Annotated in this window: 10 protein-coding genes; 6 read left to right on the top strand and 4 right to left on the bottom strand. The window is 71.9% G+C overall.

Going from position 1 to position 10,691, the window contains the following annotated elements:
- Positions 1–39: 39 nt before the first annotated feature.
- From ACH4MY_RS05790 to ACH4MY_RS05765, 6 genes are all read left to right on the top strand, one after another.
- Positions 40–1,089 carry a cupin-like domain-containing protein gene (locus ACH4MY_RS05790; RefSeq protein ID WP_397998038.1) on the top strand — a complete coding sequence of 350 codons (1,050 nt, stop codon included), beginning with the start codon at positions 40–42 and terminating at the stop codon, positions 1,087–1,089.
- 2 nt (positions 1,090–1,091) lie between these two features.
- Positions 1,092–2,438, top strand: a complete 1,347-nt coding sequence (locus ACH4MY_RS05785; RefSeq protein ID WP_397998036.1) for an MFS transporter — start codon at positions 1,092–1,094, stop codon at positions 2,436–2,438.
- A complete protein-coding gene (locus tag ACH4MY_RS05780) occupies positions 2,435–2,626 on the top strand; it encodes an MbtH family protein (RefSeq protein ID WP_397998033.1) in 192 nt (63 codons plus the stop codon). The genes ACH4MY_RS05785 and ACH4MY_RS05780 overlap by 4 nt, the downstream gene beginning before the upstream one ends.
- Before the next feature lie 9 nt (positions 2,627–2,635).
- Positions 2,636–3,382, top strand: coding sequence for a thioesterase II family protein (locus ACH4MY_RS05775; protein WP_397998031.1), 747 nt, complete (start codon positions 2,636–2,638; stop codon positions 3,380–3,382).
- Positions 3,383–3,384: 2 nt separating this feature from the next.
- The gene (locus ACH4MY_RS05770) at positions 3,385–4,251 is read left to right on the top strand and encodes an alpha/beta fold hydrolase (protein ID WP_397998028.1); all 867 of its coding nucleotides are present in this window, start codon (positions 3,385–3,387) and stop codon (positions 4,249–4,251) included.
- 154 nt (positions 4,252–4,405) lie between these two features.
- Positions 4,406–6,628, top strand: coding sequence for a M28 family peptidase (locus ACH4MY_RS05765; RefSeq protein ID WP_397998025.1), 2,223 nt, complete (start codon positions 4,406–4,408; stop codon positions 6,626–6,628).
- A 69-nt stretch (positions 6,629–6,697) separates the two neighbouring features.
- Here the strand turns inward: ACH4MY_RS05765 and ACH4MY_RS05760 are convergent, their stop codons facing one another.
- The 4 genes from ACH4MY_RS05760 to ACH4MY_RS05745 all read right to left on the bottom strand — a co-directional run bounded on the left by ACH4MY_RS05760 (position 6,698) and on the right by ACH4MY_RS05745 (position 10,465).
- Positions 6,698–8,275, bottom strand: a complete 1,578-nt coding sequence (locus tag ACH4MY_RS05760; protein WP_397998022.1) for an aldehyde dehydrogenase family protein — start codon at positions 8,273–8,275, stop codon at positions 6,698–6,700.
- A gap of 81 nt (positions 8,276–8,356) precedes the next feature.
- Complete coding sequence (locus tag ACH4MY_RS05755; protein ID WP_397998019.1) at positions 8,357–8,809, bottom strand: hypothetical protein; 453 nt, start codon at positions 8,807–8,809, stop codon at positions 8,357–8,359.
- Positions 8,810–8,824: 15 nt separating this feature from the next.
- Positions 8,825–9,385 carry an RNA 2'-phosphotransferase gene (locus tag ACH4MY_RS05750; protein WP_397998017.1) on the bottom strand — a complete coding sequence of 187 codons (561 nt, stop codon included), beginning with the start codon at positions 9,383–9,385 and terminating at the stop codon, positions 8,825–8,827.
- Between the two features lie 132 nt (positions 9,386–9,517).
- Positions 9,518–10,465, bottom strand: a complete 948-nt coding sequence (locus tag ACH4MY_RS05745) for a MerR family transcriptional regulator (protein WP_397998015.1) — start codon at positions 10,463–10,465, stop codon at positions 9,518–9,520.
- Between the last annotated feature and the right edge of the window lie 226 nt (positions 10,466–10,691).

Raw genomic sequence — 10,691 nt, 5'->3', positions numbered from 1 at the left:
TCCTTCCGTCACCCCACAGACTTACGAACAGGACCCACGATGACCATCAACCAGGCCGAGCAGGACGCGACCGTCGCCGGCACGATCTTCCCCGAGGCGACGGTCAAGGCCGACGCGATCGACCGGCTCCACAACCCCGACCCCGAGATGTTCAAGCGCGAGTACGTGTACAAGCGCAAGCCCGCCATCATCACCGGCCTGATGGACAACTGGCCGGCCATGGAGCGCTGGAGCCTGGACTACTTCCGCGAGCACTTCGGCGACCTGGACATCCACGCCAACCTCCAGCGGCTCGACAACGAGCTGATCCTCGGCAACGTCGGAGGCTTCCGCGGGATGAAGCTGTCCGCGCTCCTCGACGAGATCGAGAAGAACACCGACGACGGCCGCGCCTACTACCTCCGCGCCTACCCGGTGCACCGGATGGTCGAGCACTACCCGGGCCTCGAAGAGGACTACGACCTCCCCGACCTGGCGCCGAACTGGGCCGACATCCGTTTCAAGGCGAAGCTGCCGGCCGGTACGGTCAACCCGGCCAGGCTGTTCGGCCTGTACCTCGCCAAGATGTTCCTCAACCGCGGCAGCAACAAGCCCGCTTCGCGTTCCACCGTGTCCTCCCGGGTCGCGTCCGTGATGTTCATCGGCAGCAAGGGCACCGTCACCCCGTTCCACAGCGACGGCATGCAGACCGCGGCCTACCTGAGCCAGGTCGTCGGCCGCAAGCGCTGCTACTTCGTCTCCCCGGACCAGCACGCGAAGCTGTACCCGCGCCCGTTCCGCCGCCAGTTCGGCATGGCGCAGGTCGACTACCGCCGCCCCGACCTGACGCTCCACCCGCGCTTCAAGGACGTGGTCGTGGAGGAGACCGTCCTGCACCCGGGCGAGACGCTGTACGTCCCCAGCGGCTACTGGCACGCCATCGAGGCCATGGACACCTCGATCTCGTACAGCCACCAGATCGTCGGCGAGGACAACGCGCTGGGCTGGCTGACCTGCATCCCCGAGCGCTACCTGGCGCAGATGTACTTCAAGTCCCAGGGCGGTCTGCGCAACGTGACCGGCGCCAAGGACTGGGACGACTGGGCCTGATCGTGAGCACACCTGCCACCCCGGCCACGCCCGCGGGCCACAACCTGCTGCGGGACCGCGACTTCCTGCTGTTCGCCGGCGGACAGGGCGCCTCGGCACTCGGCGACGCGCTGAGCAAGACGGCCCTGCCGCTGCTGGTCCTGGCCCTCACCGGCTCCGGACTGCACATGGGCCTGATCGCCATGCTGTCGGCGCTTCCCATGATGCTGATCGGTGTCCCCGCGGGCGCCTGGGCCGACCGCCTCGACCGGCGGCGGATGATGCTCTGGTCGGACGTGGGGCGCGCGCTGCTGGTCGGCGCGGTGCCACTGGCCGCCTGGCTGGGGCTGCCGATGCTGCCGGTGCTGTACGCGGTGGCCGTGCCGGTCGGTGTGCTGTACGCCGTCTTCGAGGCGGCCTGCCTGTCCTGCGTGCCCTCGCTGGTCGGCCGCGACCGGCTCGGCGAGGCCAACTCGCTCCTGTCGATCGGCAACGCGCTCGGCTACATCGTCGGTCCCGCGCTCGCCGGTGTCCTGGTGACGGGCATCGGCGGGGCCGGCACCCTGGGGGTCGACGCGCTGACCTTCGCGGTGTCGGCGGTCTCCCTGATGCTGATCCGCCGCCCGATGCAGACGGCGCGGGAGCAGTCGCCCGCGCCGATGCGCCGGCAGGTCGTGGAGGGCTTCCGGTTCATCGCCGGGCACCGCCTGCTGCGGGCGGCGCTCCTCTACTGGGCGGCGGTCACCTTCTTCACCTCGCCGGTCGTCATCTGCGCCACGTACTTCATCCGTGAGGACCTCGGCTGGTCGCCCGGCGTTCTCGGGTCGATCATCGCGGTCTACGCGGTCGGGGCGATCGCCGGCGCGGTGCTCGCCGGGCGGATCAGGACGGCCACCGTCGCGGTCATGTGCGCCGGCACGGTCCTCGGGAGCGTCGCGCTGCTCGTCCTGAGCGCCACCGCTTCGCTGCCGCTGGCCCTCGGCGTCGTCCTGCTCGCGGGCGGCGGGGAGTCGCTCTCCGCGATCGTCTACAGCACGCTGCGGGCGCGGCTCACCCCGGACGAGCTCCTCGGCCGGGTGACGACGACCGCGCAGGTCGCCGCGTTCAGTCTGAAGCCCCTGTCCGTCCTCGCGGCCGGCCTCGCCCTGGAGGCGACCTCCGGCTCGGTGACCCTGGCCGTGATCGCGGTCTCCAGCATCGCGATCAGCCTGGTCTTCGCCGGTTACGGCCGCCGGCTCTCCACGGTGGCCGGACCCGCCCCCGCCGCACCCGCCCCCGCCGCACCCACCTCCGCCGGACCCACCTCCGCCGCACCCACCCCCGTACATCGCACACCCGCACATCCGACACCCGAAGAGGTATCCCCATGAGCGTGATCACCGCAGAGCCCGACTACGTCGTCGTGGTCAACGAAGAGGAGCAGTACTCGATCTGGCGGAGCGACCGCGAGCTGCCCGCCGGCTGGGAGGCCGACGGGCCGGCCGCCAGCAAGGACGACTGCCTCGACCGCATCGAGACCGTGTGGACCGACATGCGTCCGCGCTGCGCGCGGGGCTGATCGCCCGCCATGACCCTGCTCCGACGGCTCAGCGCCGGTGAAGGAACCAGCCGGATCGTGTGCCTGCCCTACGCGGGCGGCAACGGCACGGTCTACGAGAGCTGGACCAGACGGCTTCCCCCCGAGGTGGAGCTGTGGGCACCCCATCTGCCCGCACGCGAACACCGGATGCTCGAAGAGCCCCTGGAGGACATGGGGCTGCTCGTCCGCACCCTGGCCGACGAGCTCGGCGCGGACGAGCGGCCGACCACCCTGTTCGGGCACAGCTTCGGCTCGCTGGTCGCGTTCGAACTGGCCCGGCTGCTCCAGGAGCGTGCGCTCCCGGTCGACTGCCTGATCGCGTCCGGGATGGTGGCGCCGAAGGTGCTGCCGCCCAGGCCGGTGCCCACGGACGCCGAGATCCTCGCGAGCCTTCGCTCGCACGGGGTGACGCCCCCGGAGTTCTTCACCCAGCCCGACCTGCTCGAACTCGTCATGCCCGGTGTGCGGGCCGATTACCGGATGGCGATGGGGTACCGGTACGCGGAGGGCCCGGAGCTCTCGGCCCGGGTGTACGCGATCGGGGGCACCGACGACCCCGGCGTGCCCGCCGAGGGCCTCACGGCCTGGGCGTGGCACGGGCAGGGCGACTGCCCGACCCGGATGTGGGAGGGCGGTCACATGTTCCTCCTGCACCACGTCGAAGAAGTCGCCGCGTTCGTGGTCGGCTGTCATCAGCGATCCGGCACCCGAACCCTGCAGTCAATCGAAGGATGAACATGGAAACGCGTACCCTCACCGTCCCCGGCGGCACCCTGCACACCGTGAGCAGCGGCGCCCCGGCCGGCCCCGCCGCCGTCCTGCTCCACTCCGGTATCGCCCACGGGCAGATGTGGCACCCGCTGATGGAGGCACTGAGCGACGAGATGTACTCCGTCGCCTACGACTCCCGCTGCTTCGGCCGTTCGACGACCACGCTGGACGGCGAGTTCTCCGACCTCGCCGACCTCGGGGGCGTCCTCGACGCCTACGGTCTCGAGTCCGCCGTGCTGGTGGCCGAGTCGCGCGGCGCGCGCCTCGCGATCGACTTCGCCCTCGCACACCCCGAGCGGGTGGACGGTCTCTTCCTGCTCGCGCCCGACGTCTCGGGCTTCGACTCCCCGGTCGCGGACGAGGAGCGTCCGCTGCTCGAAGCCGTCGGGGCGGCCGAGGAGGCATGGGACACCGCCGACCCGGCCGACGTCCCCCGGACGGTCGAGGAGCTGATCGCGCTCGAGGTGCGGCTCTTCGTCGACGGCCCCGGCCGCGAGCCGGCGCCCGAGCGGGCGGCCCTGCGCGAGGCGGTCGCCGAGATGCTGCGGCTCAACTACCCGCAGCAGAAGGACACTCCGGACTTCGTGCGGCCCGAGCCCGCGGCCGACCGGCTGGGGAAGATCGACGTGCCGGTCCGGGTGCTCGTGGGCGACGCCGACACGCTCGGCATGCGGGCCACGGCCGAGGAGATCGAGCGCGCCTGCCCGCAGGCCGCGCTCGTCCGCGTCCCGGACGCGGCGCACGCGCTCACCCTGGAGCGCGAGGAGACGGTCGTACGCGAACTGCGCACGTGGTGGCGGGAACTGCGGCAGCAGCCGCAGCCCGGGGAATAACCGAGGAAAGGGCTCTGCGGTGAGCATGTTGAAGTCCCGGCCGGCGACGGCCGACGCGCCCGCGGGGGAGGACCTCCGTCCCTCCGGGCCAGGCGCTCGGTCCGGAGCTTCGGCCGGAGTCCGGTCCGGCGCTCCGTCCGGCGCTCCGTCCGGTGTGAGGCGGTTCGCCGGCACCTGGGCGGTCCTGGTGCTGCTCCTGGCCGGCTCCTTCTCCCTGGCGTACGGGGCGACCCGCCCGGCAGCCGACGGGGAGGCGGGCCGGGGTGCGCTGGCCACGGCCCAGCGCCTTGAGGACCTCGGCACGCACGTCGCCGCGAGCCCGCAGCTCGCGAAGGGGCTCGACCTCGTCTCCCGCGAGCTGGAGGCGATTCCGGGCCTGGAGGTGGAGCGGCAGCGCGCCACCGGCTCGTACCGCTTCCACGACCGTGCCGTCGACTACGCCGTCGAGAACGTGATCGCCCGCCAGCCCGGCGACAGCAAGGACGCCCTGCTGGTGAACGTCCACGTCGACTCGGCGATGGAGGGCCCCGGCTCCGCCGACGACGGCGTCAACGTCGGCGCGGTGCTCCAGGCCGCCCGGCAGATGGCCGGCAAGGACCACCACCGCACGGTCGTCTACCTCTTCAACGGCGGCGAGGAGGTCGGCCTCACCGGGGCCGACGCCTTCACCGGGCACCCGTGGGCGAAGGACGTCCGATGGTTCCTGAACCTGGAGGCCGTCGGCTCGGGCGGACTGCCCATCCTGTTCCAGGCGGGCGAGGACGACGGCCGGCTGATCGAGCTCGCGGGCGAGACCGCGCGGCCGTACGGCTCGGTCCTCGGCCAGTGGCTGTTCCAGGCGGGCCTCATCAACTCCGACACCGACAGCCGGGTGTGGCGCGCCCAGGGCTGGTCGGGCCTCGACTACGCCCTCTTCGAGGACGGCTACCGCTACCACACGCCGAACGACCGGGTCGCCGGGATCGAGGACGGTTCGGCGCAGGCGGTCACCGATCTGACCGTCCGGTTCGCCTCCGACGTCACAGGGTCCGCCGACGCGGCCGGCCGGAAGCCCGCCCCGTACTACTTCGACGTGCTGTCGCGCTGGTGGGTGACCCTGGACCCGCTGCTCGTGAAGTCCGGCACCCTCGCCCTGCTCCTCCTCCTGGCCGCGCTGACCTGGCGGGCCCGCACGGTCTGGGACCTCCGTCCCGGCCGGGTGGCGGCCACCGCCGGGGCCGCGCTCCTCGGCCTGCCGGCGGCCGTGCTCACGGGTGTGCTGGTGGGCGGTGCCCAGTCCCTGATCGGTCCGCACGCCTGGTACGCGAACCCCTGGCTGATGTACCTGGTGCCGCTGCCCCTCACCGTCCTCGGCGCGCTCGCCCCGCAGCTGCTCCTGGAGCGCCGGCGTCGGCGCCGCGCCCCGGACGGCGCCGGGCGGCCGGATGTCCGTACCACCCTGCTCGGCAACGCCTGGGCGGTCGGCGTGCTCGGGGTGCTCACCGCCTGGCTCGGCGTCGGACCCGGCTATCTGCTGTGGATCGGCTCCGCCCTGTCCGTCCTGTCCATCGGCGGCTTCCTGGTGCTTCCGGGCCGCTCGCGGGCGGTGCCGCTGCTCGTGAGCGCGGTCGTGTCGTTCGTGCTGATCGCCCAGTTCACCCGGAACCTGTTCGAGCTGGCAGTCCCGATGATGGGACGGCTCCCCACCGCCATCCCCATGGACGCGGCCCTCGCCGTGGCGTGTGTCCTGGTCGCCGTCCCGCTGGCGCTGGTCCTCGCGCCGTTCGCCGCCCACGCCGGCCGCCCGCCGCGCCGGTCCGGCCTCGCCCTGGCCGCGTACACGGCCTGTGGACTCCTGGTCGTCGGGCTCGTCCAGCCGTACGACAGTGCGCACCCCAAGCTGGTCAGCGCGTTCCAGGAGCAGACCGACGGCAAGGACCCGCGGATCGTGCTCGAAGGCCGCGACTACCTCACGCCCGAGAGCCTCGGCGTCCTCGACGGGGTCTCCCGCGACACGGGTCTGCGGGTCGGCGACGGCGGGCTCGCCGCGCGGAAGGTGTCCGTACCGGAGGGGAAGGTCTCCGTCGACACCGCCGGTGCGACCGCGCCCGTCCGGATCACGCTCGGCGCGAACCGCGCGGAGCTGGTCAGGATCACGGTGACGGGCCGCGGCCTCTCCGTCGGCGGCCGGCCCTTCGAGAGCGAGGAGGCGGTGATCGACGTCGTCGGCCGCTTCGACGGCCACACGCTGACCGTCGACCGCTCGGGTCCCGTCGAGATCCAGGTCGACCAGGTCTTCCTGAAGACCGGCGAGGACGCCGAGCGGGCCCTGGCGGCGCTGCCGGACTGGACGGTGGGCCACGCGAGGACGGTCGTCACGCACACGTACACGTCCTGAGGGGTCACCAGGAGTGCGGGGCCGGGGCGGTGTTTCACGTGAAACACCGCCCCGGCCCCGTTCGCCGTGTCAGACGCCCTCGGTCCAGTCGGACGGCAGGCGGTAGTCGAGGTCGGCCTCGACGGTCGTCACGTCCATCTGGGCCTTCTGCAGCGAACCGGAGAAGTCCCAGTTCATCGACTGCCAGCGGGTGAACTGGTCGAGGACCCAGACGCCGGACTGACGGCTGCCGTTGCCGGACTTCCCGTTGCCGCCGAACGGGAGGTGGGCCTCCGCGCCCGAGGTGGAGTTGTTCACGCTGACCATGCCCGCGCCGATGCCCTGCCGGAAACGGAACACGGTGGCCGGGTCGCTCGTCCAGACGGCGGCGGAGAGGCCGTAGCCCGGGGTGTTGGCCAGCTCGATCGCCTCGTCGAGCGTCCGGTACGTGGTCACGCCGACGACCGGCCCGAAGGTCTCCTCCAGGAAGATCCGGTCCGTCGCGCGGACCCCGTCCACGAGCACCGGGTGGTAGTACAGGCCGTCCGAGGGGTCGCCGACGAAGCCCTCACGGGGCGACTCGGCGGTGATCCTGCCGACCGCGCTCGAACCGAGCACCGTGTGGTGTTCCTCGATCCAGCTCAGCGCTTCCTCGTAGGAGCGCGCGAACTTCTCGTCGAGCAGCGGGCCGTAGACGACGCCCTCGGCCGGCTCGCCCACCGTCGCGGCCCGCACGGCCTCGTCGAACTTGCGGACGAACTCCTCGTGCACGTCCTCGTGCGCGATGACCGTGCCCAGCGAGGTGCAGCGCTGGCCCGCCGTGCCGTAACCGGAGAACAGCGCGGCCTGCACGGCCAGGTCCAGGTCCGCGTCGGGCGCGAGGACCATCGGGTTCTTACCGCCCAGCTCCAGGCACGGGGTCTGGAGGTGGCGGCCGCACAGCTCGCCGATCCGCCGGCCGACCAGCGTCGAGCCCGTGAAGCCGACCTTGTCCACCAGGCCGCGGCCCAGCGCGGCGTCCAGGCCCTCGAAGGTCGTCTCGCCGTCCGCGTAGACCAGGTTCAGCACGCCGGCCGGCACGCCCGCCCGCCAGGCGAGCTCGGCGAGGGCGCGCGCGGTCGCCGCCGCGTACTCCGCGGGCTTCCACACCACCGCGTTGCCGCACAGCAGCGCCGGGGCGATGTACCAGGACGGCACCGCCACCGGGAAGTTGCCCGCCGTCACGATGACGGACACACCGACCGGCATCCGGAAGGTGAACAGCTGCTTGTCGGACATCTCGGAGGGGACCGTCTGCCCGTACAGACGGCGGCCCTCGCCGAGGAAGAAGTCGCAGGTGTCGATGATCTCCTGGACCTCGCCCAGCGCCTCGGCGTACGTCTTGCCCACCTCGCGGGTGACGAGGCGCGCCAGGCTCTCCTTGTTGGCCTGGACGAGACGTCCGAAGGCCCCCACGACCTGGCCGCGCACGGGGGCCGGCACCCGCGCCCACTCGCGCTGGGCCTGCCGCGCCGCCGCGCAGGCATCCTGGAACGCCGCCGAGTCGGCCAGCCGGACCTCGGCGACGACATCGCTCAGGCGCGCGGGGTTGAGGGAGGCGTAGGTGTCACCGCCGCCGGGGACCTCCTTGCCGTCGATCACCGAGTTCAGCGCAGTCGGAGCCACCACTTCGAATTCCTCTCACCATCTGGGATGCGGTGGGTCAGAGTAGCCGTTGACCTGCGCGACCGGGCCGGTTCATGGGGGGCGTCAGCGGACCCGGCTGTTCATCCAGGGCGTGAGCGAGGCGCCGGGGACCAGTTCCTTGTACGTCTCGTCGCCGGGCAGCGGGACGACCAGCCACCAGCCGGGAGGGAAGAAACGGCCCTTCACATGGGCCAGACCGCCGTGGACCGAGCGGACGAAGGCGGGGACTGCGTCGCGGGGGACATCCGCGAACTCGATGCCGTCCACCATGATCCTGGCGTCGTCCTCGGGGAAGATCTGGACCGTGACCAGGGGGGAGCCGCCGAGCTCGACGTAGGCCTCGTGCGGCAGCGAGCCGTCCGGGTCCAGGACGGCGAACGCGCCGGACGAGGTGCGCCGCGAGGTCTGGTCCGCGCCGATGTCGTCGGTGACCGTCATCTCCAGGTTGAACTCCCGGGCGACCTCGCGGATCGCGGTGACGGCTGCTTCGGTACTGGGCAGTTGCGGGTGAGCCATGGAATCGATCATGCCTCAGCCGGGAAAGCGGAGGAACTCCGGCGGAACGGCGCTCGCCAGCCAGACCCCGTTGGCGCTGACGTGGAAGACGTGCCCGGCCCGGTGCATGGCCCCGGCGTCCACGCTGATCACGACGGGCCGTCCGTGCCGTGCGCCGACCCTGGTCGCGGTCTCCCGGTCGCGGGAGAGGTGCACATGGTGGCGGGCCATGGGGCGCAGCCCTTCCGCCCGGATCGCGGGGAGCCGGTCGGCGACCGTACCGTGGTAGAGGTACGCGGGCGGCTCGGCGGGCGGCAGGTCCAGGTCCACCTCGACGGTGTGACCCTGGCTGGCGCGGATGCGGGTGCCCTCGATCGCGAAGCGCTTCTTGTCGTTGGTCGCGACGACGTGGTCGAGCTCCTCGCGGGTGATCGGGAAGCCGTTTCGCGCGGTGGTCAGGAGCAGTGTGTCGATCTCGGTCCAGCCGTGGGTGTCGAGGACGAGACCGATGCGCTCCGGCTGGTGGCGCAGGTGCTTGGAGAGGTACTTGGAGACTTTCACCGTGCGGCGCTCGTCCGGCGGTTGTTGTCGGGTCATTCCGTCAGGATGACGGAGCTCGGATCGCTCGGCCATCGATTTTGGATGGGTGGCGATGGAATGTTTGATCCACAGCCAAAGTGACTTATCCACAGGGTAGTTGGCGATTCTGTGGACAACGCGCCTCTGTTTTCAGGTGGATTGAGTAAATTCGTCCCCGATTGGGCGACTTGAGGTGAGAGCGTCCAATGTCCTTTTGTGGACTTCCCGTTCGGTGGCGGCGGCGACGAAGGTCGCGACCCCCTCCGGACCGACCAGACTCTGAACGGCCCGTATCGTCGCGGCCGGTAGGGCCACCGCCCGAGGCTCGTCGTCCCTCGTCGGCGACGCGTCGGGCGACAGGTGCAGCTGAAGGTGCCGGGTGGCCAAGAGGCGCATGGCACGCGCCAGTTCGGCGTCCACCGTCTGCTGGGCGAGCGGCCGAAGACGTCGCACCATCGACGCCGCCTCGGTCGCGTCCGCGTCCGTCGGCGGCCGGTGCTCCAGATAGCGCGCGAAGACGTGCTCGGTCGTGAACTCCAGGAAACGGGAGGCGATGTGCTCCACCTGATCCCGAAGCTCCCTCAGATGCCCGGTGATCGCGGCGAGCGGCACCCCCGCCGCGTACAACTCGGCGGCCACCGCGAGCTCCTGGGGGCTCGGCACGAGGTACTCCTCCGTCTCCCGGTCCGGAAGCGGCTCCAGCACACCGAGCTCGACGGCCTCCAGAATGGCCGCCTCGTCCGGTGTGCCGCCGAAGCGGGCGTCCAGTTCCGCGCGGGAGATCCGGTCCGCCCGCTCGTCCGTCCACGGCCCGTGGACCTCCGCGACCAGGCCGAGCACACCGCCGAGCCCCCGGCCGGTGTCCCAGGCCTCCAGAAGCTCCTTGATCGAGGCCAGGGTGTAGCCCCGGTCGAGGAGGTCGGCGATCTGCCGGAGCCGTGCGAGGTGCGCGTCCCCGTACACGTTCGACCTGCCCCGCCGCTCGGGGCGGGGCAGCAGCCCCCGGTCCTGGTACGCGCGGATCGTCCGGACCGTGGCCCCGCTGTGGTGGGCGAGGTCCTCGATCCGGTACTCCGGCTGTGCTGACTGCTCGGACAAACCCGCTCCCACCGACCGCTCGCTCCACCCCGCCGGCGCGGGGCCCCTCCTGGGAGGGATCGTACGACCGCCGCGCGGGGGCCGGCCCCCGCGCGGGCGGGTAGGACCCCGGCCCCACCCTGCCTCGCGCCCGGCCCCACCCTGCCTCGCGCCCGGCCCCACCCTGCCTCGCGCCCGGCCCCACCCTGCCTCGCGCCCGGCCCCACCCTGCCTCGCGCCCGGCCCC

Origin of the sequence: Streptomyces sp. NPDC017246 (genome assembly GCF_044331325.1) — a bacterium.
Taxonomy (GTDB): Bacteria; Actinomycetota; Actinomycetes; order Streptomycetales; family Streptomycetaceae; genus Streptomyces.
This window is presented reverse-complemented; position numbering and strand designations above follow the sequence as displayed.

Excerpts from the sequence above, each read along its gene's own strand:
- ACH4MY_RS05790 (WP_397998038.1), top strand. The coding sequence starts at position 40 with ATGACCATCAACCAGGCCGAGCAGGACGCGACCGTCGCCGGCACGATC.
- ACH4MY_RS05755 (WP_397998019.1), bottom strand. The coding sequence starts at position 8,809 with ATGGCTCACCCGCAACTGCCCAGTACCGAAGCAGCCGTCACCGCGATC.
- ACH4MY_RS05770 (WP_397998028.1), top strand. The coding sequence starts at position 3,385 with ATGGAAACGCGTACCCTCACCGTCCCCGGCGGCACCCTGCACACCGTG.
- ACH4MY_RS05775 (WP_397998031.1), top strand. The coding sequence starts at position 2,636 with ATGACCCTGCTCCGACGGCTCAGCGCCGGTGAAGGAACCAGCCGGATC.
- ACH4MY_RS05780 (WP_397998033.1), top strand. The coding sequence starts at position 2,435 with ATGAGCGTGATCACCGCAGAGCCCGACTACGTCGTCGTGGTCAACGAA.
- ACH4MY_RS05750 (WP_397998017.1), bottom strand. The coding sequence starts at position 9,385 with ATGACCCGACAACAACCGCCGGACGAGCGCCGCACGGTGAAAGTCTCC.